Origin of the sequence: Solwaraspora sp. WMMD406, from assembly GCF_029626025.1 — a bacterium.
In the GTDB taxonomy this organism is placed as follows: Bacteria; Actinomycetota; Actinomycetes; order Mycobacteriales; family Micromonosporaceae; genus Micromonospora_E.
The window spans coordinates 4,506,230-4,530,827 of record NZ_JARUBF010000001.1; the positions used below are offsets into that span (position 1 = coordinate 4,506,230).

Sequence of the window (24,598 nt, forward strand, 5' to 3'; positions counted from 1 at the left end):
TGCCGCAGCCGACCTCCCCAGGAGGAACCATGACAGCGACGACGGCGCGCCGCAGCGACGACGACATCCAGCACGACGTCCTAGAGGAATTGAAATGGGACGCCCGGGTCCAGCCCAACGAGATCGGCGTGATCGTGCGCGACGGGGTGGTCACCCTGCTCGGCTGGGTGGACAACTACGGCAAGAAGTGGGCGGCCGAGCGGACCACCCATCGCGTACGGGGTGTGACGGCGGTCGCCAACGACATCGAGGTACGGCTGCCGAGTAGCGCCGAACGCACCGACGCCGACGTGGCCGGTGCCGCCACCCGGGCCCTGGAGTGGGACGCGTTCGTCCCGATCGAGCGTCTCGAGGTCACCGTCGCCCAGGGTTGGGTGACCCTCAAGGGCGAGGTGGAATGGGAGTTCCAGCGGCGGGCGGCCGAACGAGCGGTCCGCCGACTGTCCGGCGTACGCGGGGTGACCAACCTGATCGCGGTCCGGCCCCGGATCAATCCTTCCACGACGGAACTGCGCCGCAGCATCGAAGACGCGCTCACCCGCAGCGCGGCCACCGACGCACGCCACATCACCGTCGACGCCGACGGTGGTGACGTCGTCGTCGAGGGCGTGGTCCGGTCCTGGCTGGAACGGGAAGAGGCGGAACGGATCGCCTGGTCGGCTCCGGGCGTGACAGCGGTGAGGAACCGCATCGCGGTCGACCCGCAGCCGTGAGCGTGGCGACGGGGGCGTCAGCGGCCGGGCTTCGGAGGCCGGACCGAAACACGATCGTCGGACCGGTGGAGGCGACCGGGACATGTGGGACGAGCAGGTAGGGCGGGCCGTCGCGGCGGTCGTGGTCGCGATCGTCGGATCGCTGGCCCTGACCTGGATCTCCGGGCGGGTGGTACGGCATGCGGCCCGGGGGCGGTACGCCCCCTTTCTCAACACACTGCACCGGGAGTGTCACCGACCCTGGGGTGCCACGCTCGTCGTGTCCGGGACGCTGCTCGCGGTACCGTTCAGCGGGATCACCGGTGACCTGCGCGCCGAGGTACTGCACATCGGACTGCTCGCCCTCATCTACGCCGGTGCGTGGCTGGTCATCCGGATCCTGTTCGTCTTCGAGGACACGGCATTCCGCCGGTTGCCGGTGGACATGGCCGACAACCGACGTCGGCGCCGGGCCCGGACCCAGATCGGCCTGCTCCGCCGGTTGACCGCCGTGATCATCGGCATCGTGGCGCTCGCCGCGACCTTGATGACCTTCTCCCAGCTGAGGGCGCTCGGGGCGTCGCTGCTCGCGTCCGCCGGTGTCGCGGGCGTCGTCGCCGGTCTGGCCGCCCAATCGGTGCTCGGCCACGTGTTCGCCGGCCTGCAGTTGGCCTTCAGCGACGAACTACGTCTCGACGACGTGGTGGTGGTGAACGAGGAATGGGGCCGGATCGAGGAAATCCGCCTCACCTACGTGGTGGTCCGGGTGTGGGACCAGCGCCGGCTCATCCTGCCGACGTCCTACTTCACCACCACTCCGTTCCAGAACTGGACCCGCAACGAAGCGCAGGTGCTGGGTACCGTCGTCCTACACCTGGATTTCACCGCCGACATCGACGTCCTTCGCGCCGAAGCGCACCGGATCGTGGACGCGTCGCCGCTGTGGGACCGACGCGAGTGGGTGATGCAGGTGGTGGACGCCACCGAGACGACGATCTGTGTACGCGCGATCGCCTCGGCCGCCGACGCCCCGAGCTCCTGGGACCTTCGCTGCGAGCTTCGGGAAGGACTGTTCACGTTTCTCCGTAGTCACCACCCGGACTGGCTGCCCCGGGCCCGAAGCGAACTGGCCGGGCCGGTGGTCGATGATGCCGGGTCCCCGACGACGCCCGCCAGGTCGGGCGGCGGGTCGGGTCGTACCGCCGGCGGCACGACCGGCGGCCCCACCGGCGGTCGGCTCGGCCGTCCGGGGTCCGGCGGCCCCGATCCGGCGACCACCCGCGGCACCGGGCCGCGCGGCCGCGCGGCCCGAGCCGCCGGTACGCGCCAACTCGGCACCCGGGCGAGCGCTCGTCAGCAACAGATCGCCGACGCGGTCAGCCGGCGGACCACGCCCACCGCCGAAGCCTGACCGAACGGGCGGGCGGGTCGTGGTGGTGGTGGGTGCGTCTTGGGTGGGGGTGGTGGGTGCGTCTTGGGTGGGGGTGGTTGGTGCGTCTTGGGTGGGGGTGGTGGGTGGTGACTGGGTGCCGTCAGGCTTGGATCGGCGCGCTGAGCGCGGCCGCTACCTGGCGCAGTTCGGCGCAGAGGGTCCGTAGCCGATCCACCGGGGCCTGCTCGGCGAGCGCGCCCCGGGCATCGTCGAGCAGCATCCGGGCCCGGGCCAGCTCATGGACCGGGGCGCCGGTGTTCGACTCGGTGTCCAGACGCTGTTCCACCAGAGTCGTCACGATCTCCAACTCGCCACGCGGATCGACGTCGCCGGCCTCGACGACCACGGCAGCCGAATCACCCGGTTCGCCCCCGCCGGTGCGGCTGGCCGTCGGGCTGCTGGTAGAGGGGCGGACCGAGTCGTCGGTCCGGTCCCGCTCCGGTTCCTGGATCTCGGTCACCGTGATCGTCTGGGTACTGCCACTGTCGGCGTCGCGCGCCGACACGGTGACGATGCCGTCCGCGTCGGTGTCGACGGTGACCTCGATTCGCGGCACGCCGCGCGGGGCGGGCCGGATGCCGGACAGTCGCAGCCGGCCCAGCACCCGATTGTCGGCCGCCTGCGGCCGCTGTCCCTGCCGGATCACGACATCGACGCTGGTCTGATCGTCCTCGGCGGTCGAGAAGATCTGGGTCCGGCGGACCGGGATGGCTGTGTTGCGCTCGATGACGGTGGCCATCGTGCCGTCGTGGGCCTGCAGGCCGAGCGCCAGCGGCGTGACGTCGCGCAACCGGGTCGCCGCGCCGACACCGGTCAGCAGTCCGGCCTGCACCGCCGCTCCCAGGGCGACCACCTCGTCGGCGTTGATCATCAAGTGCGGCTCACGGCCGGACAACCGGCGCACCAGATCCCGTACCGCCGGGATGCGGGTGGCTCCGCCGACCATTACCACCTGGTCGAGTTCGGCGGAGGTGACCCGGGCGTCCCGCATCGCCTGCTCCACCGGGCCCCGGCAGCGGTCCACCAGATCGCGGGTCAGCTCGTCGAAACGCTGCCGCTCGACCAACGTCCGCAGATGCCGGGGCCCGGCCGGGTCAGCGGTGATGAACGGGAGGTTCACCTCGACCTCGGTCATCGCGGAGAGTTCCTCCTTGGCCCGCCGCGCCGCCTCGGCGAGCCGCTGCCGGACCTGCGGATCGGTGGCCAGGTCGATGCCGTGGTCCCGGTGGAACTCGGCGACCAGATCATCCACCAGCCGGCTGTCGAAGTCGTCGCCGCCGAGCTGCGCGTCGCCAGCGGCGGCCCGGACCTCGACCGTACCGTCGCCGGTGTCGAGCACGCTGACGTCGAAGGTGCCACCCCCGAGATCGACCACCAACACCGTCTGACGCTGCCGCAGGTGCAGCCCGTAGGCCAACGCGGCCGCGGTGGGCTCGTTGATGATCCGCAGGATCCGCAGACCCGCCATCCGACCCGCCTGGCGGGTCGCGGTGCGCTGAGCGTCGTCGAAGTGCGCCGGTACGGTGATCACCGCGAGTCCGACCCGCTCCCCGAGGACCTCGGCCGCCTCGTCGACCAGGCGACGCAGCACCATGGCGCTGATCTCCTCCGGGGCGTACCGACGGCCCCGGACGTCGAAGCGAGTCATCCCACCGTCACCGACCACGTCGAAGACCACCGCCGCCGCCTGACGGGCGACCTCGTCGTAGCGACGGCCGGTGAAGCGTTTCGCGGAGTAGATGGTCCCTTCCGGGTTGAGCACCGCCTGCCGTCGGGCGGGTTCGCCCACCAGTCGTGCCCCGGCCTCGGTGAACGCGACGACCGAGGGCGTCGTCCGGGAACCGGCGGCGTTCGGGACCACGGTCGGCCGACCGCCGGACACCGCCGCGATGACCGAGTTGGTGGTCCCCAGGTCGATTCCTACTGCCTGCGGCATGGCCACTGCCCTTCGTCGAGGTGGCTGGCGTACGCGCACCGGCAGGCGTGGTCGTGTCCACGCCGGCAGCGTCATGATGTCCTCGGACCGGATGACGCCGACTCACCCGTACCGGACGAGCGACCCGCCACCGCCGACCGCGCATGACAGCTGACCGCCGACCGCGCATGACCGCCCGCCACGGCGGGTACCACCGCGGTCATGACCGACGCGCTACGACTGCCGGACTACGTCACGGGACTGGACTTCCCACTGTCGCGGGAGGATCTGGTCCGCCGGGCCCAGGAACTCGGCGCGGACACCGCGCTGCTGCGGGCACTGCGGTCGTTGCCCGCCGAACGGTTCACCAGCGCCGAGCAGCTCCTGGCGGCCCTGGGACAGCCCGGTTGACCGGGTCAGCCGTCACAGGTCGAGCTGGATGTCCTCGGCTTCGTCGATCGACCGCAACGGCGTCACGGTGGCGTAACCGCCAGCGAGGTCCGCCAGATCGGTACCGGGGGTCAGGCGGGCACCGGTCTCCTCGACCGAGGTGCGCAGATAGCCCTCCCCCGACTCGGCGATCGCCATCTGCACCTGCCCGAAGGACGCCAGCCGCGCCCGGCGTAGTCCCCGCAACCGGTCCGCCGGTACGTCGGGCGCGTTGACGTTGAACACCGTCCCGGCTGGTGCCCGCCGCAGCATCGGCAGCAACCGCCCCAGCAGCTCGGCTGCCGTACCCCAGTGGCGGATCTCGTCGTCGGTGTCGTCCAGCGCCGCGATCGCCGTCACCCCACCGGACGAACTGGCGGCTACCGGCGACAGCACGTCCAGCGAGAAGGCGATCGCCCGTTGTCCCTGCCCGGCTGCGGTGAGCGCCGCACCGACCGTCCCGGAGTGGATCACCGCGTGCCCGGCGTTGGCTCCCCGGTTGATCCCGGAGAGCACGATCTGCGGCGGCGGGCCGAAGGCGCCGAGGGCGGCGAGGACGACGATGTAGCTCGGTGACGCGCTCACCCCGTACGCCGGCACGTCGTCGAGCCCCGGCAGTGGTCGGCGCTCGACGAGGACCCTGGCGTGGTCGGTGATCGCGGTCATCGCCGCGCTCATTCCGCTCGCCTCCTGCAGCGGGGCGGCGACCGTCACCTGGCAGCCCTCGTCCACCGCGGCCACCGCCAGTCGCCGCAGTCCGGGCGCGTCGATGCCGTCGTCGTTGGTGATCAGTACCGTTGGTCCTGCGGTCAACGCTCCCCCTCTCCCCCGCACCACGGTCACCTATCGGGCCTGGACCGTCAACCGTCCGGTCCCCCTCAGCCGCTGAGCCCGGCGCGCCCGAACAGTTCGGCGTACCCGGACGGCAGCTGGGTGAGCACGTCGTTGAGCTCGCCGCCGGACACCGCCTCGGCCACCGTGGACAGCACCGCGCCCGCGTCCCACTGGGCCGTCTGCTCGGTCGCCCCGCTCGGTTCGGCGATCTGGGCCAGGAACTCGTGGACCGCGTACGGTATCGCCGGGCCGTCCTGGTCGAGCAACGCCGCAGCGGCCGGCTGCGGCAACTGCGCCGCCAAGTCCCGGGCCTCACCTCGATCGAGCCGCTGGCCGAGCACCGACAGCACCGTCTGGGTGGCCGATTCGGCCTCGTCCCGGTCGGCGTACTCACCACGGTCCCGCACCTTGGCCAAGAACTCGTCGTAGCGCATCGCTTCCTCCTCCTCCGTCCACCCGCCGCCTCGCCCGGCGTCCGAACGGATGCGGCGGCATCGGTCGACGACGGGTACCCGGCCAGCCGGCGCCGATGCGCGGCGCGGGCCACGTTTCGGACCCACCTCGCCGGGTACGCGGCGGCCGTGTTCTACGCGGACAGCTTCTCCAGCGCCCGACACCGACTGCACGACGGCTACCTCACGGTCACGGCGGCCGACCTGATCGCCACGGATCCGCGACTACGTGACCTCGACGTCGACGTCCGGTTCGACGGCGGCGTCGCACACCTGACCGGCGAGGTCGCCGACGACGACCAACTGCGCCGGGTACGGGAGGCGATCGGCCGACTGGCCGGGGTGCACGGCGTCTGGGACCGGCTCCGGGTCGGTGGCCGGGCGCCGGTGATCCTGGACATCGGCTGCGGTGACGCGCCGCAGTACCCGGGCAACATCGGGCTCGACCAGCGGCCCGGCAAGGCGGTGTCGGTGGTCGCGGACCTGCGCGACGGACTGCCGATCGCCGACGCCACCGCCGACCAGATCTTCGCGGTCCACGTGTTGGAGCATCTCACCGACTACCTGCGGCTGGTACGGGAGTGCCACCGGGTGCTGCGTCCGGGCGGGGTTTTGCACATCCTGTCGCCGTGGTGGCGGCACGTGAACGCGGTCGCCGACCCCACCCACCTTCGCTTCTTCGACCTGCAGACGATCAAGGGAATCTGCCAGCAGCCGACTCCGGATCGGTGGTATCCCCAGCACGCCTCCTGCGACGGCGCGACCGTCTTCGCCGACCTGGTCGCCGCCCGGCCGACCGATCCCGAGCCCGACCCCCGCCATCTGGCCCGATTCTTCGACTGACCCCGACGGCGGCGGCCGGGCCGGTACCGACGGTCGGACCCGGCCGGCCACCGAGGGGTACGCGTCGTAGCCGGCGGTGTCGACGTAGCGGCTTCTCGGTCCACCCGGTGCTGGGGTCGAATCTCAGACCAGCCCGCCAGCGGCCAGGACGAGCCAGGTCAGTTCGGGATGCAGGATGTCGCTGTGCGCGCCGCTCGGCGGCCCGCCACCGCAGACGACGGCGGAGGCGTCCACGTTGAGGATCCGGCGATGGCCGTGCCGGTATCGTCCCGACCGCCCGACCGCGCGGATCGGGTCGCGGGGAGCGCTCACCGCGCGAGCACCCCGGTACCCGAGCGCACCCCACCGTTCGCCGATGTCGGGCAACGCGGCGGCGGCGTCACCGGCGGCCATCGAAGCGAGCGGGTAGAAGATCCCCAGCGCGGCGTCGTGCACCGAGTAACAGACGGTCAACGGGCCGTCGACACGGGCCGGCAGCTCGACCAGTGCACCCGCCCGGTGGGCGGCGAACGGCAGCACCGGAGCGAAGGCAAACTGCGAGAACGCCGCCTGCAGCAGGGTCACCGACCGCACCGGACCCGGAGCCGGAGCCGGAGCCGCGCCGGGCAGCCAGGCGGCGGCGTGACAGACCAGCCTGGCCCCGAAGCTGTGCCCCACGAGATGCAGCCGGATGCCCGGCACGGCCGCTGGCAACCGGCCGAGCAGCGGGCCGAGTCCGTTCCGTCCCACCACACCGGCCCGGTTCTTCATCTGCCAGTACGTCAGCTGCCGCAACGCCTCCTTGGCACCGTTCCAGATCCCCCGCAGCGGATCGCCGAGACCGGCGGCGCCTCCGACGGCGTCGACCCCGGCCAGCGGAGCGTCGCACCGCCGTAGTCCGTCCAGGAACCTGCGATAGACCTCGACCGGGTCACCCTCGAGCATCCGGGGCAGGGCGGGCGTACCGGTGCCCCGGTCGCCGGGCTGGGCGGCGCGGTCGGCTTCACCGTCGGTCTCTCCGTCGGTCACTCCGTCGGTCTCTCCGTCGTCGAACCCCTCGGCCACCGTCGTGGCGAACTGCCGTAACTCGGTCGCGAACGCCCGTACCCGGGCGGTGGTGGGCGCGGTCGCGAGCAGGTGCGCCATCCGGTCCAAGGCCGGCGCGCCACGCGGGAAGGTCGCCCGCAGACCGTGCAAGGTGGCCGCGTCCAGCAGGGTCGTCACCGGCTGCGCGGCCCGTGCTCCCGAGCCACCGCCGGGTCCGACCTCGCCGCCTGGTCCGAGCCCACCACGCGGCCCGAGCCCAGCACGCGGTCGCAGGCCAGCGGCACCAGCGGGTCGGACGCCTCCCACCGCCGCCGCGCCGCCCGGCGACCCGACGCCGCGACCCGCCGCTGGTCCGCCGCCGGGTCGGGATGCCGACGGCGCGGCCGGTACGTCGGCACCGAGCCGGACCGGATCGACCGGCGCGTAGTCGGCGACCGGTTCGTCGGACCATCGCCGCGCCGGCCAGTGCACGCCGACCAGACCGAGGGTGTCCGCCCACGGGCCGGCCTGCCGCGCCTGCCGCGCGAGCAGCCCGAAGAACGCCTCGTAGAGTCCGGTCGCGATCGACCGGTCGTTGTTCCAGCCGTGGACGAAGACAACGAGGTCGGTCACGCCGCAGGCGCGCAGCCCGGCGACCAGCCGGGTCGCGGCCACCGGATCGGGGTCGCCGGCGGCGTCGAACCCCAGTTCCCAGTACGGTAGCCCGCCGATCCGCTGGTGCATGCCCGACTTCCTCCCTGGCCGTCCCCGCCGCCGTCACACCGACTGCAGGGCGCGCAGCAGATCGACCAATCCGTGTCCTTGGAACTGTCGGTCCCGGCCCAGCGGGACGGCGCTGGACACCATCACCTGTTTGACCCGCTCGGGCTGGCCGATGAACTCGCGCCGGACCGAGAGGAAGGCGGCGATCGCCCCCGACACGTGTGGGGCGGCGACACTGGTGCCGGATTCCTCCAGGTAGACGGCGGGCTGTGGCCCGGTCCAGCCGGCCAGCGCGGCGGTCAGCTTCACGCCGGCCGCGCAGGACACGATCCGCTCCCCCGGCGCGACCAGGTCCGGCTTGTGCCGGCCGTCACCGGTCGGCCCCTTCGAGGAGAAGTACGACACTCCGTACGTGTGCGGCATGTCGCGATGGGTGGAGCCGACGGTGATGGCCCGTTCGGCGTTGCCCGGGTCGTTGATCGTCATCCCGAGGGTGAATCGCGACGGTACGCCGAACGGCGCCGCGACCGATCCGTAGCCGGAGTTGCCGGCGGCCGTCACCACCACCACGCCGGACCGGACGAGCTTGTCCACCTCCCGGCAGAGCGGGGACTGTCCACACGCGAACCACTCCGGGTCGAACTCGTACCCGACGCTCAGGTTGACACCGTGGATCCGCATCACCCGGTCGCTGCCCGCGTTGACATGGCGGACGTACGCGAGCGCGCTGATCACCCGGGACACCCGTTCGGTCAGACCGCCGCCACCGTGCAAGACCTTGAGGCTGACGAGCCGGGTCAGCGGCGCGATGCCGGTGAGCGGCTCCGCCGCGGTGTACGGGCGGGGCACCTGGATCGGTTCGTCGGGGTTGTCGATGTCGTAGTGGTTCTCGATGACCCGTACCACCCGGTCCGGCTGCTCTCGCGCCCAGCCGTCCAGCCCACCGGCGATGATTCCCGCGACGTGGGTGCCGTGCCCGGTCTCGTCCACCAGCGCTCCGTCGGCGCGGGGCGGCCCGACGGCGGGGAAGGTCCGGTGCAGGTCGCGCACTTCCGGTGCCGTAACGGTGGCGTGGCGGGAGAAATGCGGATGGGTGGCGTCGATGCCGGAATCGACCACCGCCCAGACGATCCGCTCGCCGAGGGCGGCGAAGGTACGCCGGGCCGCGTCGGCCTTGATCGTCGCGGTCGACACGTCGATCTGCTGCGCGACCGGGAAGTCCGGCCAGACGCGGTGCACGCTGCGCCGGGCCGGGTCGCCCTCGACCGAGTCGGCGGCCACCAGCCGCTTCATCTGGTTGACGCTCAGCTCGCCGACGGCGTACTCACCGGCGAGCGGCTGCGGATGGCGGCCGGCCGTGACCCGGAACCACAAACCGGCCAGCTGGTCCATCGCCCGCCGGGCACCTCCGTCGAAGTGCAGGTTGAGCGCTACCAGCACTGGCATCGGTTCGTCGGGATCGGCCGGGAATCCGATCCGCCGACGGCCACTGGGCCGGCGTAGCGGCGCGGCGATGATCCCGGGTGCCGGCACCGCCACGGCCGGAGGAGCATCGGCCGGCGGAGCATCGGCCGGCGGAGCATCGGCCGGAGGAGCATCGGCCGGCGGAGCATCGGCCGGCCGGTGCGACGTCGTGGTCGGCCCGGTTCGCTCGGCCCTGCCCCCGGTTCGCTCGGCACCGCCCTCAGCCGGGACGGGCGGGGGTTCACCAGTAGAACCGCCACTAGCGGTCTGCTGGCGGGTGTCGGCCGAGTCGGTGTGGTCCGCCGCCCGGGCACGACCGGCCGTGGTGAGCACGAACGTTCGGGTTCCGCTGACCAGTCCGGCGCGCCGGAGCCGGTCGAGTGCGTCGCGCACGTGCTGGTGCCAGCGGGGTTCTCCGTCGCGATAGGTGCGTTCCGCGTCGGTCAAGGCGTCGCCGAACCGCAGGGCCACCTCCCGCAGCACCGGCGCCGTGCCCGCGATCGCTCGCGACCGCTGCGCCAGTACCAGGAGCGTCCGGACGTCCCATTCCTCAGGCTCCGCCATGGCGGCCCTCCCTACCGGCCGCCGTGTCGGCCGACCCATCGGACGACACGGCGGACAATACAAGCTTAGAGCGACCATGTGATTACTTGAAGTCACCAAACAGCCACGTTCGTGCCCGGTGCGGCAGCGACAAATTCCGAACCCGCCTCGGTTCTCCTGGTGGAGATCTACGGTGGGATAGCAAGACCGTCCCGTCACCCCCCTTTCTTCTGCGGGCGCTGGCCGAACAGGGAGGTGACGCCCCATGCTGGAGCGTCCGGCAGCCACCATCTCATCGGTGCGACGCCGCCGGATGGCGCACGCCCGGCATGCCTGGGCCTACGACGGACACGCCCATCTGGAGATCAGTACGGACGACGACGGTCGAGCCATCGCCGACGTACCGGCGCTGGAGCGCGCGCTGGAAGCCGTCGACGGAATCCACTGGGCGGCCTGGAACGGCGCCCTGTGCCGGATGGTCGTCCGGTTCGACCCCGACGTGATCAGCGGCAGCGAGTTGGTCGCCGCGCTGGGCACGGCGGAACGCCGAATCAACCCCCAGGCGGTCGGCAACACCCATGTCGACGCCAGCCTCGGCAACGCCGTCTCATTGGCCGGTGACCTGATCGGCGCCGGGGCCGGAATCCTCGGCCGACTCCTACGGCTGCCGGCCATGCCGAACGAGATCGCCGCCCTACCGGCGGCCTTCGAACACGTCCCGCAACTCCGGTCCCGACTCCGTCGGATCCTCGGACCTGTCGGTGCCGACCTCGGACAGGCACTGTTCGCCACCGCCGTGGCCGCCGCGAGCCAACGACCGCTGACCAGTCTCACCGACGCCGTCCTGCGCGCCGGGCTGATCGCCGAGAACTCCGCCTACCACGACGTCTGGGCCAGCCGGGTCCACGAATTACACCGCGACGCGGCCAGCAGCCGGGCCGCCGTCCTGCCACCGACGGCGCGGCCCCGGCCACTGCCCGACGGGCCGATCGAGCGGTACGCCCAGCGGATGAGCACCCTCACCCTGGTGGCCGCCGGTATCCTCACCGTGCTGCCCGGGGGGCGGCAACGCGCCGCCCGGGTCACGGCGGTCGCGTCACCCCGCAGCGCCCGCACCGGCCGCGACGCCTACGCCGGGCAACTCGGCCGTACCCTGGCTCGCCAGGGTGTCGTCGTCCGCGAGGCGGCGGCGCTGCGCCGGCTCGACCGGATCGACACCGTGGTCGTCGACGCGTCGCTGCTGCTGACCGGCCGGACCTTGATCACCACCGTGCTCCCCGTGACCGGGACCGAACAACAGGCCCGCGACCAGGCGACCCGCCTGCTCGACGGCGACGGTGGCGGAGCCGACGGCTGGGCCCTGACCAGCCCGCGCCGGCTCGCCACCCCGGCTCCGGCGGACCTGGTCGACCACGCCCACGCCGCCCACGCCGCCGGGACGGACGACGGCACCATCGGCGACGAACTACTCGCCCTGAGCCGCCACGGTGAACTGGTCGCGCTGGTACGAACCACCGCCGAACTCGACCCGTTGGCCGCCGCGGTGACCGCGAGCGCCCGGCGGGTCGGCCGACTGCTGATCGCCGGACACTCCACCACACCGCAGGCCGGCACGGGCACCGTCGCCGGCAGCGCACTCGCCGCCCGCTTCCACGCCGAGGGCACCGTCGCGGGCGGCGGCAAACTGGCCGCGTCGGTACGGACCCTGCAGCAGGCCGGACACGGCGTGGTGTTGATCTCCGCCCGAAACGACGTGGCGCTGGCCGACGCCGACTGCGGAATCGGCATCATCCGCGACGCCGACCGACGCCCGCCCTGGGGTGCCCACCTGATCTGCGGATCGGGACTGGACAGCGCCTGGCTGGTCCTGGAAGGAGCTGTCCTGGCCCGGGCGGTCAGCGCCCGCAGCGCCGGGCGGGCGATGCTCGGCTCGGTCGCCGCCGCCGCGCTCGGGGTACTCGACGGCACGCCCCGTGGCGGCGCACGGGCGTTGCTGATCGACAACATCGCCGGGTTGATCAACCTCGGGGCCGGTTACTGGGCCGCACGTGAGCTCGGTCGCCGACCACTACCGGTGGCCGACAGCCAGGTCCCGTGGCACGAGATGTCCGCCGAGCAGGTGCTGCGTATGCTCGACAGCTCCGCCGACGGGCTCAGCGACGACCAGGCCCGCCAGCGGCTGGGCGAGCAGGACGCAGACGACACCGAGTCGGACCGACCACGCGGGCTGTGGCGGGCGGCGGCGGCCGAACTCGACACCCCGCTGACCGCACCGCTGGCCGCCGGCGCCGGGGTATCCGCGTTCACCGGTTCCACCGTCGACGCCGTCATGGTGCTCTCGGTGATCACCGCGAACGCGCTGCTCGCCGGAGCGCAGGAGGTGACCGCCGGGCGGGCGCTGCGCCGGCTGCTGCGCGCCAGCGCGCTGCGGGTACGGCTGCGGCGCGACGGCAGTCAACGGATCGGCCCCGCCCAGGAACTCGTCGTCGGCGACCTGATCTGCCTCGAACCGGGCGACTCCGTGGCGGCCGACTGCCGCCTGATCACCGCAACCGGCCTGGAGATGGACGAGTCCAACCTCACCGGGGAGTCCGTCCCGGTGAGCAAGTCGGCCGCCGGTAGCGGCGCGACGGCCATCGCCGAACGCACCAGCATGGTCTACGCCGGCACCACGGTCGCCGCCGGCACCGCCACGGCCGTGGTGGTGGCCACCGGACGATCCACCGAAGCCGGTCGCAGCGCCCACCAGGTACGCGACGAGGCCCCACCGGGTGGAGTCCAGGCCCGGCTGCGGCAGATCACCGCCGCGTCCGTACCAGCTGCCCTGGCCGCCGCGGTCGCCACCCTCGGCAGCGGACTGCTGCGGGGGCGGCTCGCCGAATCCGTCAACTCGTCGGTCGCCCTCGCCGTCGCCGCCATCCCCGAAGGACTCCCCTTCGTCGCCACCGCGGCGCAGCTCAGCGCCAGCAAACGCCTCTCCCGGCACAACATCCTGATCCGCGATCCGCGGGCGATGGAAGCTCTCGGCCGGGTCGACGTCATCTGCTTCGACAAGACCGGCACCCTGACCCAAGGCTCGATCGGTCTGCACAGCGTTTCCGACGGCCTGCGCGGCGAGCCGGTCGACGCGCTGACCGCCGGTCACCGACACATCCTGGCCGCAGCGCTGCGCGCCACGCCCGTACCGGATGGTGATCAGAAGTTGCCGCACCCCACCGACCAGGCGGTGGTCACCGGCGCACAGGACCACGGCGTCGGAATCCGCGACGGCGCGGACGGCTGGCAACTCGTCGCCGAGCTGCCGTTCGAGCCGGGACGGGGCTTCCACGCGGTTCTCGGCGCCGGTCCCTCCGGCGCGACGATCTGCGTCAAGGGCGCGCCGGAGACGGTCCTGCCGCGCTGCGTCGACTGGCGACGCGGTGACGAGGTGGTCCCGATGGACGAGGCGCACCGCCGCGACGTCGAAGCGGAGATCGACCGCCTTGCCCGTAACGGGCTGCGGGTACTCGCGGTCGCCGATCGCGACGCCTCGCAGCGGCGTGACCTCGCCGACGACCGGGTCGACCGGCTGGTCCTGCGCGGACTACTCGGACTGGCCGACCCGCCACGCGACAGCGCCGCCGAAGCCGTACGCCGGCTCCGTCAGGCGGGCATCACCGTGGTGATGCTGACCGGAGACCACCCCAGCACGGCCGAGTCGATCGGCGCACACCTCGGACTGCTCAACGGCAGCGAGGTGGTGACCGGTGCCCAACTGGACGCGACGAGTGACGAAGACCTCGCCGACCTGGTCGCCCGTACGGCGGTGTTCGCCCGGGTCAGCCCGGCCCACAAGGTCGCGGTGGTCAGGGCGTTGCGCCAGGCCGGACGAGTGGTCGCGGTCACCGGTGACGGAGCCAACGACGCACCCGCCATCCGGCTCGCCGACGTCGGAATCGCGCTCGGCGATCACGGCACCAGCGCCGCCCGGCAGGCGGCGGACATGATCGTCGTCGACGGCCGGATCGAAAGCATCGCCGAGGGGGTGACCGAAGGCCGGGCCATGTGGGTGTCCGTACGCGAGGCGCTGGCCCTGCTCCTCGGCGGCAACCTCGGCGAGATCCTCTTCTCGGTGGGCAGTTCGCTGATCTCCGGCCAGCAGGCACTCAACCCACGTCAGATCCTCTTCGTCAACTTGATGACCGACCTGCTGCCCGCGATCACCGTCGCCGCGCGTCCGCCACGCGGGGTCACCCCGGACGAACTCGCCCGGGAGGGACCGGAGTCGTCACTGGGCGTGAGCCTCAACCAGGAGGTCGCCCGGCGGGCGGCGGCCACGGCACTGGCGACCACGGGCGGCTGGCTCGCCGCCCGGCTGACCGGAACCCCGGCCCGGGCCAGCAGCGTCGCCTTGGCCGGTCTGGTGGCCGCGCAACTCGCCCAGACCGCGGTGGCCGCCAAAGGTGATCCCCTGGTGTTGGGTGCCGCCGGAGTGTCGATGGGTGCCCTGTTCGGTGTGGTGCAGACCCCCGTGGTCAGCCAGTTCTTCGGCTGCCGGCCGCTGGGGCCGGTCGGCTGGTCCATCGTGGGCGGATCGGCGGTGGCCGGCGCCGGGCTGGGTCTGCTGCCGTTGGAACGCATCCAGCGGTTGCGGCGCACCCGGATGGGGCGGTTCACCGTCGACGCCACGCGTCCGCTGCGGACCCGCCGGGTCCGGCGGACGGCACCGAGGACGGCGCACGGCCTACGACCGGTCGGCGACCGTGCGTTCCAGGCCACTTGATCCATCCTCGCGGTCCCAGACGTCGTCGCGGTCCGAACCAGCCCGGCTTCGCCGGCAGCTCCTGGTCGTGGTCTGCCCTGGGCTCGGCACCGGACTCACCGTCGGAATAGTCGAATCCGCGCTGCTGGGACCGTTGGCCGGCTGGGCCGTCACCGCCGCTGCCTACCTGGCGTTGCGCTGGCCGGCGATCTGGCGGTCAAACGCGGCGGCCACCGCCCGCGCGGTCGACCAGGTCGACCCGGGCCGGCTCCTGGCGGACACCGTACTCGTCGGTGCCGCACTGGCAAGCCTGCTCGCGGTCGTGGTGGTGCTCGGCGCCCCCCGAGTGGCGCACGATCCGAAAAGCACCTGGCACATCGCGCTGAGTGTGCTCGGCGTCGTACTCTCCTGGGCCGTGATCCACGAGGTGTTCACCGGCCGGTACGCCCGGCTGTACTACGGCGACCGCGCCGGCGGCATCGACTTCCACCAGGACCAACCGCCCCGATTCAGCGACTTCGCCTACCTCGCATTCACCATCGGGATGACCTTCCAGGTCTCTGATCCCCAGCTCACCAGCAGCCCGATGCGCCGCGCGGTGCTCTGCCACGCGGTGCTGTCGTTCCTGTTCGGCGCGGTCATCATCGCGGTGCTGATCAACCTGATCGGCGGCTTGGTACGGTGAACCAACGCCGAACGCGCGGATCCCGGGCCCGGGCCACAGCCCCCGGTCACGGTTCACCAACCGGCTACGCCGCGTCGCGGCATCAGGACGGCTACGCCGCGTCGCGGCATCAGGGCGGCTACGCCGCGTCGCTGATCTGGCGTTCGAATCGCTGCCGCAACGTCTCCGCCCGGTCCGGATCGGTGAACCCCCGGAACGCCTGCTCGACGAACTGCGGCGGCATCATCACCTCGACCTGGCTCCGGAAGTCCTCGTCGAGTTTGGTCACCGTCAGCTCGGGCGGGTCGGTGAGCCGGGCGACGATCGGTCCGGCGTTCATCCGGGAACGGATGTACGGCGTACCGGGCGTACCGGTGGCGCACAGGTAGTAGCCGTAGGCGGTGCCGGCCCCGCTGGCCGTCGCGGTGTCATCGGACTCCAGATGCCACACCTCGACGACACACAACATCCGTTCGTCGGCGTTGACCTCGTGCCCGTGCGCGGCGTGCTCGTCAGTGGTCGACTGCTCGATCGCGGTGGCGATGCGCGACGCGGCGTCGGCACGGCGCTGCTCCTCGGTGACCACCGGCGTGGCCGCCGCGACCGAGTAGTACAGGCCGACCGACAGCACCGCCAGGACGAGGGCCTCGGGCACCAGCCACCAGGTCCGCTGGAAGCGGCGCCGGGACACCCCCAGCGAATCGACATCTTTCGACATTCAAGCAGTGTCGCAGCAGAACCGGCCGAGGGAAAGCCACCGCGTCAGCGGGCCAACTCGGCCACCTGCTGATCGAACTGCAGACTATCCAGCCAGCCCCGGTGCACCATCGTGCCGTCGGCGTCGAGGAACACGTACCAGCTCTGCTCGGTGATTTCGAACTCGCGCCACACCGCGCCATCGGTGTCCCGCAGGTGCGGAAAACCGTACAGGTCGAACTCCTCGACGAAGTCGCGCATCGCGGCCTCCTCGCCCAGGCCGGCCACGCCGACGACCGACAGGCGCCCGCCGTACTCATCGGCGACCGAGGCGACCGACGACGCCTGTCCCGCGCACATCGCACACCACGGTGCCCAGAACCAGAGCACCGCTGGTCGGCCGGCCAGGCTCCGGCCGTCGAAGGTCGCGTCGTCGAGCGTCGGCGCGGTGAAGGTCAGATACGCCGGCAGCGGATCGGGAACCTCGGCGGCCGACGGCCGAGCGTCGACGTGACCGGGGGCGGTGGAACCCGCCGAGACCGGTCGATCGGCCGCGCTCGGACCAGGCCCGCATCCGGTCACCACCAACACCACCGCGACCAACGCGACAGCGATGATCCGGTCACGCCACACCGTGATACCTCCCGAGGCCGCCGACCGCTGCCGGCAGTCGCCAGTGCCAGCAGTCGCCAACCGTCCCTGGCCAGTTGCGCGCCGGACGCGCTAGTGGCCGCCCTTGCCCTCACCCGAGGCGCAACGCCAGCGCCGGACACATGTTGACCGCCTTGCGGGCACCCGGTTCGAGCCACACCGGCACCGGGGACGGCGGGAACGCCGGGTATCCGTTGGCGTCGAGCCGAATGAACTCCGGAACCACATGGGCGCAGAGCCCGTGCCCGTCGCAGCGGGTCCAGTCGACGCTGAGCCGTTTGGTGCCACCGGACGGCGCGTCGGCGGGCAACGGCAGGATTCCCTTGACCTGCTTGCCGCACCCGTCGCCCTGAGCGTGCGCGGCCAGGTCCTCGGCGAAGACCTCCAGGGCGGAGATCGCGAACCGTGAGGTGCCGTCCGGGTGGCTGCAGGCACCGCGACCCTTGACCACGCTCGCCGCCGCCCGCACCACGTCGACCGCCGCGCTGCCGATCACCAGGGAGTCGACCGCCCGGGCCAGGTCCGGCAGGCCGAGCCGACACGGGCCGCACTGGCCGGCAGACTCTCCGGCAAGGTAGTGCACCACTCGCGCGACCTCACCCAGTGGGCAGGTTCCTTCGCCGAGCGGAACGGTGATCCCCGCCCCGAGCGTGCCACCGACCCTGGTGAAACCCTGACGGGACACCTCCACGGTGGCCACCGCCTCCGGTGTGATCCACTTCCCGTGGAATCCACCAATCAACAGCCCGGGTCCGACCGGTGCCTCACACAGCTCCAGGATGTCGAGCAGCGGTGTGCCGGTCGGACATTCCACCACCGCCGGCCGGGCCGCCGACCCGCCGATGGTGAGCAGCACCGTCCCCGGTTCGTCGGGCAGACCGAGCGCGGCGAACTCGTACGGTCCGAGTCTGGCCGCAACCGCCAGCTGCGAGTAGGTCTCCGCGTTGGACAACAGCGTCGGCAGACCGCTGACTCCGGAGTCACTGGCCCGGACCTTCACCCCGGGCGGGATGTGCGGCAACCCGTTGATCCCGCGTACCAGGGCACCTCCCTCTCCGGAGATGAATCGGTGCGGGACGGTGACGATGCTGGTCGGCGCGGGCATCCGACGTTCGGCCAGGGCGGCGGAGAGTGACGCACCACCGACACCGTCGTCGGCGACGCCGATCACGATCTCCTCGGCGTCGAGCGCGAAGGCGGCCAACGCGGCGCCGTCGAGGATGAGGTGCGGCGCGCGGGTGAGCAGGACCTTGTCTTTCCAGCTCGCCGGTTCGCCTTCGGTGGCGTTGACCACGACCACGACGGGCTTGTCCTGCTTCTCGGCGGAGTCGACCACCGCTTGGACCTTGCGGTGGAACGGGAAGCCCGCACCGCCGCGGCCACGTAGCTCGATCGCCTCGGCCAGCCGGATCAGGTCGGCCACCGACAACGGTCCGACCCCGCCGTGCACCTCCTCGTGCGCCCGCAGGTCGAGCCGCCCGAACTCCTCGAAGCCGGCGGTGAGCCGAGGCGGGCCGATGGTGGCTACGGGGGGAACCGGTGCCGCTCTCAATTCGCTTCTCCTCGAAGCTGGGTCCAGTACTCCTCATCGAAGTCGTCGGAGGCTCCGCGACGGCGGCGGGACCGGCGACCAGCGGCCGGGTCGGCTGCGGCGGCGGCCCGCTTGGCGCGCCGGGACGCCAGGTCGACCAGGGTGGGAGTGTCATCCGGTGGCAGGTAATCGTCCTCTGGCTGGCGGGTGGAACGAGGTGGCGGGACCGTCTCCTCCTCGTCGGCACGGCGGCGGGCGGCGCGGCTGCGCACCGGCTCCGCCGAGACCGGACGGTCGTCGAATCGCCCCCGGGGGCCGGCGCCGGAGACGGGACGTTCGTCGGCGAACCGGCTACGCGCGCCGGCACCGGACACCGGGCGGTCCTCGGGGGCGTAGCGACCACGGGACCCGACCGGCTCCTGCGTCGAGCGCCGCGGCTCGTACCGGCGGTCGTCGACCCCGTCGGTGAATCGGGCGTCGGCGTCGTAACGGGTGTCGGCGTACCGGGCGTCGTCGGCGGCGTAGCGCCGGCGCCCGCTGTCCGGCTCGGCGTAGCGGCCACGGCCGTCGTCGGGCTCGGCGTAGCGGCGACGGGCGGCCGTGTCGTCGGCGTAGCGGCCACGGCCGTCGTCGGACTCGGCGTAGCGGCCACGGCCGGGGATCTGTTCGTCGTCCCAGTCGCGGTCCGGCTCGGCCACGGTGGGTCGCGGACGCGGGCTCGGCCGTGGTACCTCCGGCACCCGATACCGGTCCGACGACGTCGGTTGGCTCGTCCGGGCCGTTGCGCCCCGGCCCGCGCCGACCGGCGCCCAAGAGTCGATCATGTCGGCGGCGCGGTCGCCGATCGACGCGAACCGGCTCGTCACCGGCTCCAGGCTGATCTCGTCGTCCCGGCTGCCACGGCGACGGGCCGAGCCCGACCCGGTACGGAGATCCTCGGCCATCTTGCCGACCGGTTTGATCGACGTCCCGGTGGCCTGCGACACGAAGGGCTTCTTCTTGCCGACGCCGGTGGCGAACCGGACCAGTAGCGCGATGACCACGAGCAACGCGCAGCCGAGGTAGCTCAGGGTCACCCAGGTCGCTGGCGGACGCCCGGCGCTCAGCCCGTGCAGAATGCCGATCGGCCACGCGGCGTAGGCGCCACTGTGCAGGGCCCGCCACATCCAGGGTGGACCCACATCGACGAATCGCGCTCTGGCCAGACCCGTCCAGAGGATCGCGAACAACAGATAGGCCGCCACGGTCCCGAACCCGACGTAGATCGCCTGCCCGCCGCCGAGGAACGGGACGAAGGCGCCGACCGCCGAAACCGCACCGGTGGTGATCTGGGTGACGATGTGCAGCACCAGGAACGTGATCGACATGATGCCGGTGGTGCGATGCGCGGATTGCAACAGCACTCGATGCCGGGGCAGCAGCACGATCCGGTCGGTCGCGAGCAGCCCGATCATGACGGTGATGCTCAGCGCGACGAGCGCGAACACGCCCCCGAAGAAGTCCATGAAGAAAAACGCGTAGACGTAGGCGATCCGGCCGGTGGGAGTCAGCATCGCCAGGGCCCAGAAGGCCGCCAGTACCGACGCCGAGAGCGCCAGGACCGACAGTCGCGAGGGTTGCCGACCCCCGGAGAGTTCGGGCCTGGGGCCGGCGGGTCGCTGGTTCTGCTTCGTCCGCGCCATATGCTCCTCGATCTCCCGCTCGGTGCCATCCATGCGCTCGGTCGTCCGGGCTGTCCGCCCGGTCGCCGCGAGTGCCTGCCCTTGGCGTGGCGCCGGAGAAACCGTACCGCTTCCCGGTCGTCCCACCCGCCCCAGCGCCCCGTCCCTCACCATCTACGTAGCGGAAGCGCGTACGGATGAACCGCTTCGAGATTTGCTTGTTCCCCGGACGTTCTGCCGGAATCGTCCCGCTACTTCCGGGTCCATCGACGGCCACCCCGCCTGTCTGGATAACAGAGAGTCACTGTCCGATCACGACAGATCATAAGTGGAAATTAAGACGCCCTTCCGGTTCCGCGAAGAGAGCGGAACCGGAAGGGCTGGTTCCCGGGTGAGCGGCGGGAACCGGCTTGGCGCGATCCGAGCCATCGCCTGCGGTCGGACAGTCGCACCGCGCGGCCGACGATGACCGGGCGCCCGTGGGGTCAGCGGACCCGTAGTTGGTCGCCTGACCAGCCGGGTCGGGTCAACCGACCACCAACGAGCAGGTGGCCAGCGGTTCCAGACCCACCGGCCGCTGCGCCTGCCGACCGATCGAGATCGCGATCCGGTCGATCGTCGCCGTCCGCTTACTCGCCAGCGGACCGAGGATCGCGTTGTTCACGAAGTTCGGACCACCCTGACCCTGGCTACTGGCCAACCGCGCGTTCGCCTCAGCCAGCTGCGTCTCCAGCAACCGCAGGTTCCGATCCACCTCCACCCGAGCCGCCGCCGGCACCGCCGGCAACCGATCGGCGACACTCGGACACTGGATCACACCGACCGAGGAGGACTCGGAGGTATCTGCAGCGGCGAGCCCGAGCCCGGCGCCCATGATCAGGGCCGCCAGTCCGAGGGTGCCGGCCACCTTCCACCGCCGCGAGTTCAACGGCGACGGACCGACCGGGTGGTCGACCCTACGCCGAGGAGAACGTGAGTACATGCGACTGACAACCCAACCCTTCTGGGAACAGTTGCCGGTGGCCGCGCCGCTCGATCGTCGGCTTACCGGCGGGTGGTTCCACCCGCGCCCGGCGACACCCCGAGCGTGGGGCCGCCGGACACTGCGTGAGACGTTCCGGTCGAGGCGTCGGCGATCTTCGCCGCCGTCTCGACCATGCATACGTCGGTCCCACGGGGACGGTTCAACCGGTCGCGCAGAACGTGAAACAGGCCGAGCCGCCGCAGGGGACACCGATGCCCGCCGCGCGAAACGGTCCCGGGGTACCCGGACACGACCCTTCGCGGGACGTCCAAGAATGAGGTGGGGCGACGCAGCCGACTCTTGCGGGAGACCGACGTTAAGGCGCGCCGCCCCGCTTAAGAACACTACTCCCGTACCCTGCGAAAAGGATCGCTGGACTCGCTGTAGCGATCGAGCAATTGCTTGGGTTTCCGGATTCCGGCGTTCGGCCGACGGCTGATCAACCACTCAGCCTGCCGCCGCGGGAGACCCACGGGCGGGGCCCACGGGCGGGACCGCCCGTCGGGCGGAGATGCGACAATCACCACGATGTCCGCGCCCGAAGCACCTGACCCGTTGACCCCGGACCTGCTCGCCTTCTGGCAGGAACGACATCTGTGCACGCTGACCACGTTGCGCCGCGACGGCAGCCCGCACGTGGTGCCGGTCGGAGTGACCTTCGACCCGGACACCGGCACCGCCCGCGTGATCACCTCGGGACGGTCCCGCAAGGCCGCTCACGTCCGTGCGGCCGGCCCGGCCGGCGCCCGGGTTTCCGTCTGCCAGGTCGACGGCCGGCGCTGGTCCACGCTCGAAGGCCGGGCCTGGGTGCGCGACGACCCGCAAGCCGTACGGGACGCCGAGCAGCGGTACGCCCGCCGCTACCGGGTTCCCCGGCCCAACCCCGACCGGGTCGTGATCGAGATCGCGATCGACCGCCGCCTCGGCAGCCTATGACGGCGGGCCGGCCGCACCGCGCGTAAGGTCGACGCATGAGTACGGAGACGTCGGGAAGCATCCGGTACAACGCGACCGTGGTGGCCGGCGCACAGCCGGAGAGCATCCTGCTACCCGGCCACGACGTGCCGTTGGGCCGCTACACGACGGTCCGGCGGCTGTTGCCGCAGCGGCCCCGGCGGATGGTCGGCGCCTGGTGCTTCGTCGACCACTTCGGGCCCGACGACGTCGCCGGCCGGCCCGGCATGCAGGTCCCGCCGCACCCGCACACCGGGCTGCAGACGGTGACCTGGCTGGTCGACGGCGAGATCCTGCACCAGGACAGTCTGGGCAGCGTCCAGCCGATCGTGCCGGGGCAGCTCAACCTGATGACCGCCGGGCACGGGATCGCCCACTCGGAGCAGTCGCCGCCGGATCATCCGCCGGTGATGCACGGGTTGCAGCTGTGGGTGGCGTTGCCGGAGTCGGCCCGCCACGGCGCGCCCCGGTTCGAGCACCACGCCGCACTGCCGCAGGTCACCGCCGACGACGCGCGGATCACCGTCGTGGTCGGCGAGTACGCCGGCGCCCGGTCCCCCGCCGAGATGGCCAGCCCGATCGTCGGAGCACAGATCGACATCGACACCGACGCGCCCGTCGCGCTGACGCTGCGCGACGATTTCGAGTACGCCCTGCTGGCGATGTCCGGCACGGCCAGGGTCGACGGAGTGGAGCTGGCCCCGGGCGGGCTGCTCTACCTGGGCGAGGGCCGGTCCGCGTCGACGGTGACCGCCGGCGGTGCCGCCCGGCTGTTCCTGCTCGGCGGCGAACCGTTCGACGAGCCCCTCGTCATGTGGTGGAACTTCGTCGCCCGCAGTCACGAGGAACTGGTGGCCGCCCGCGACGACTGGGCGGCCGGCCGGCGGTTCGGCACGGTCACCGGCTGCGTGGTCACCCCACTGCCGGCCCCGGAGATGCCGACCACCCGGATCAAGGCCCGCGACCGGCACGGCCGCACGGTCGACTGACAGCTGGCCGCCCCGTACGCCGACCGGGTGCATCATGTACGGATGTCACAGTCACCACCGCTCGGCACGCCGTTCTGGCGGTTCTGGAGCGCCGCCAGCCTGGCCAACATCGGCGACGGGATCCGGGTCGCCGCGTTCCCGCTGCTGGCCCTGTCGCTGACCGGGGATCCGCTCGGACTGGCCGTCGTCGCCACCGCGCAGACCCTGCCCTGGCTCGTCGCCGGGCTGGCCGCCGGTGCGCTCGCCGACCGGGTCGCACCCCGTACGCTGCTCGCCGCCGCCGACACGGTGCGTGCCCTGATGCTGGTGCTCCTGGTCGCGACGGTGGCCACCGGCACCGCCACGATCGCGCTGGTCGCCGCCTGCGCTTTCGGTCTCGGCGTCGGCGAGGCGGTGCGGGACACCGCCGGCCAGGTGGCGGTGCCGAAACTGGTGCCGCCGGCCGCGCTGGAGCGGGCCAACGGCCGGCTCACCGCCGGCACCATCGTCGGCAACGAGTTCGTCGGCCCACCGGTCGGCGCCGCGCTGTTCGTCGTCGGCGCGGCCGTACCGTTCGCGGCCAACGGGGCCAGCCTGGCGCTCGCCGTGATGCTGGTGCTGTCGTTGCCACTCAGCCTGGCCCGTACCACCACTGCCATGGCCGCCGCCACGACCACCGTCACGACGGTCGGCCCGAGCATCCGGGCGGGGCTGCGTTGGCTCACCCGGCACCGGACGTTGCGCGCCCTGGCGCTGGTGGTCGCGGCGGTCGCCGCCGCCGACGCGGCATGGTTCGCGATCTTCCTGCTGTACGCCCGGGACGTGCTCGGTGTCGGCGCGCTCGGCTACGGCCTGCTGCTGTCCGCCGGAGCCGGTGGCGGGCTGGCCGGCGCGTTCCTGGCCGACCGGCTGGTCGCCGGCCGGCGGCACCGGCTGGTGCTGGCCGTCTCCCTGGCGGTCACCGCCGGAGTGCCGGCGCTGCTTCTCGCCGTACCGCAGATCTGGGTGGCGGTGGTGGTGACCGTGGTCTCCTCCGGTGCGTTCGCGGTGCTGAACATCTGCGCGGCGACACTGCGGCAACGCACCGTACCGGACGGTCTGCTGGGACGGGTGACGGCGGCGTCCAAGACCCTGATCTACGGTGCCGCCGGCGGTGGCGCACTGCTCGGGGGCGCGCTGGCCGCTGGTGTCGGGTTGGCTGCCCCGTTCGGCTTCGCCGCTCTGGTGGCCGTGGTCGCGGCCACCGGCTGGTGGCTGGCCACCCGGGGCGACGTGCCGTCAGCCCGGCCGGCCTGAGCGCCGGAGCGGTCGACTGCCGGCGGTGGCCCGTACCCGTCCGGACCACCGTCATCGATGGTCGTCGTTGTCCGGCCGGC

Annotated in this window: 19 protein-coding genes; 9 read left to right on the forward strand and 10 right to left on the reverse strand. The window is 72.1% G+C overall.

Annotated features, from left to right (window positions below; all coding sequences use genetic code 11):
• Positions 1-29 precede the first annotated feature (29 nt).
• Positions 30-713, forward strand: a complete 684-nt coding sequence (locus O7632_RS19690) for a BON domain-containing protein (RefSeq protein ID WP_278116355.1) — start codon at positions 30-32, stop codon at positions 711-713.
• 82 nt (positions 714-795) lie between these two features.
• A complete protein-coding gene (locus O7632_RS19695; RefSeq protein ID WP_278116358.1) occupies positions 796-2,103 on the forward strand; it encodes a mechanosensitive ion channel family protein in 1,308 nt (435 codons plus the stop codon).
• 121 nt (positions 2,104-2,224) lie between these two features.
• On the opposite strand, the gene dnaK is transcribed toward O7632_RS19695, so the two are convergent.
• Positions 2,225-4,060, reverse strand: a complete 1,836-nt coding sequence (dnaK, locus tag O7632_RS19700) for a molecular chaperone DnaK (protein ID WP_278116360.1) — start codon at positions 4,058-4,060, stop codon at positions 2,225-2,227.
• Between the two features lie 201 nt (positions 4,061-4,261).
• Between dnaK and O7632_RS19705 the strand changes: the two genes are divergently transcribed.
• Positions 4,262-4,450: a DUF2795 domain-containing protein gene (locus O7632_RS19705; RefSeq protein WP_278116362.1), complete on the forward strand. Its 189-nt coding sequence runs from the start codon at positions 4,262-4,264 to the stop codon at positions 4,448-4,450.
• 12 nt (positions 4,451-4,462) lie between these two features.
• Here O7632_RS19705 and O7632_RS19710 read toward each other — a convergent pair whose 3' ends face one another.
• Both O7632_RS19710 and O7632_RS19715 read right to left on the reverse strand, forming a co-directional pair.
• Positions 4,463-5,281: a 5'/3'-nucleotidase SurE gene (locus tag O7632_RS19710; protein ID WP_278116364.1), complete on the reverse strand. Its 819-nt coding sequence runs from the start codon at positions 5,279-5,281 to the stop codon at positions 4,463-4,465.
• A gap of 65 nt (positions 5,282-5,346) precedes the next feature.
• Positions 5,347-5,736 carry a DUF2267 domain-containing protein gene (locus O7632_RS19715; protein WP_278116366.1) on the reverse strand — a complete coding sequence of 130 codons (390 nt, stop codon included), beginning with the start codon at positions 5,734-5,736 and terminating at the stop codon, positions 5,347-5,349.
• A gap of 186 nt (positions 5,737-5,922) precedes the next feature.
• Here O7632_RS19715 and O7632_RS19720 point away from each other — a divergent pair, with 186 nt between their 5' ends.
• Positions 5,923-6,597, forward strand: coding sequence for a methyltransferase domain-containing protein (locus O7632_RS19720; RefSeq protein WP_347403636.1), 675 nt, complete (start codon positions 5,923-5,925; stop codon positions 6,595-6,597).
• A 123-nt stretch (positions 6,598-6,720) separates the two neighbouring features.
• On the opposite strand, the gene O7632_RS19725 is transcribed toward O7632_RS19720, so the two are convergent.
• Both O7632_RS19725 and O7632_RS19730 read right to left on the reverse strand, forming a co-directional pair.
• Positions 6,721-8,346 (reverse strand): hypothetical protein, encoded by a 1,626-nt coding sequence (locus tag O7632_RS19725; protein ID WP_278116369.1) that lies wholly within the window; start codon positions 8,344-8,346, stop codon positions 6,721-6,723.
• Positions 8,347-8,379: 33 nt separating this feature from the next.
• Positions 8,380-10,353, reverse strand: a complete 1,974-nt coding sequence (locus tag O7632_RS19730; RefSeq protein WP_278116372.1) for a S8 family serine peptidase — start codon at positions 10,351-10,353, stop codon at positions 8,380-8,382.
• 244 nt (positions 10,354-10,597) lie between these two features.
• Here O7632_RS19730 and O7632_RS19735 point away from each other — a divergent pair, with 244 nt between their 5' ends.
• Both O7632_RS19735 and O7632_RS19740 read left to right on the forward strand, forming a co-directional pair.
• A complete protein-coding gene (locus tag O7632_RS19735) occupies positions 10,598-15,094 on the forward strand; it encodes an HAD-IC family P-type ATPase (protein ID WP_278116375.1) in 4,497 nt (1,498 codons plus the stop codon).
• A gap of 67 nt (positions 15,095-15,161) precedes the next feature.
• Positions 15,162-15,758, forward strand: coding sequence for a DUF1345 domain-containing protein (locus tag O7632_RS19740; RefSeq protein ID WP_278116377.1), 597 nt, complete (start codon positions 15,162-15,164; stop codon positions 15,756-15,758).
• 118 nt (positions 15,759-15,876) lie between these two features.
• Here O7632_RS19740 and O7632_RS19745 read toward each other — a convergent pair whose 3' ends face one another.
• From O7632_RS19745 to O7632_RS19765, 5 genes are all read right to left on the reverse strand, one after another.
• Positions 15,877-16,455, reverse strand: coding sequence for a hypothetical protein (locus tag O7632_RS19745; protein ID WP_278116379.1), 579 nt, complete (start codon positions 16,453-16,455; stop codon positions 15,877-15,879).
• Between the two features lie 44 nt (positions 16,456-16,499).
• Positions 16,500-17,066 carry a redoxin domain-containing protein gene (locus O7632_RS19750; protein ID WP_278116382.1) on the reverse strand — a complete coding sequence of 189 codons (567 nt, stop codon included), beginning with the start codon at positions 17,064-17,066 and terminating at the stop codon, positions 16,500-16,502.
• A gap of 109 nt (positions 17,067-17,175) precedes the next feature.
• On the reverse strand, positions 17,176-18,636 hold the full coding sequence (locus O7632_RS19755) for an NADH-quinone oxidoreductase subunit NuoF family protein (protein WP_278116384.1): 1,461 nt from the start codon (positions 18,634-18,636) through the stop codon (positions 17,176-17,178).
• A complete protein-coding gene (locus O7632_RS19760; protein WP_278116386.1) occupies positions 18,633-20,330 on the reverse strand; it encodes a hypothetical protein in 1,698 nt (565 codons plus the stop codon). Before O7632_RS19760 ends, O7632_RS19755 begins: the two co-directional genes overlap by 4 nt.
• Before the next feature lie 472 nt (positions 20,331-20,802).
• Positions 20,803-21,204, reverse strand: a complete 402-nt coding sequence (locus tag O7632_RS19765; protein ID WP_278116388.1) for a hypothetical protein — start codon at positions 21,202-21,204, stop codon at positions 20,803-20,805.
• Between the two features lie 624 nt (positions 21,205-21,828).
• Here O7632_RS19765 and O7632_RS19770 point away from each other — a divergent pair.
• The 3 genes from O7632_RS19770 to O7632_RS19780 are packed head-to-tail and all read left to right on the forward strand — an operon-like array spanning position 21,829 to position 24,518.
• Complete coding sequence (locus O7632_RS19770; protein WP_278116390.1) at positions 21,829-22,236, forward strand: TIGR03618 family F420-dependent PPOX class oxidoreductase; 408 nt, start codon at positions 21,829-21,831, stop codon at positions 22,234-22,236.
• A 35-nt stretch (positions 22,237-22,271) separates the two neighbouring features.
• Positions 22,272-23,243, forward strand: coding sequence for a pirin family protein (locus O7632_RS19775; protein ID WP_278116392.1), 972 nt, complete (start codon positions 22,272-22,274; stop codon positions 23,241-23,243).
• Positions 23,244-23,285: 42 nt separating this feature from the next.
• Positions 23,286-24,518 carry an MFS transporter gene (locus O7632_RS19780; protein WP_278116394.1) on the forward strand — a complete coding sequence of 411 codons (1,233 nt, stop codon included), beginning with the start codon at positions 23,286-23,288 and terminating at the stop codon, positions 24,516-24,518.
• The last annotated feature ends 80 nt before the right edge of the window (positions 24,519-24,598 follow it).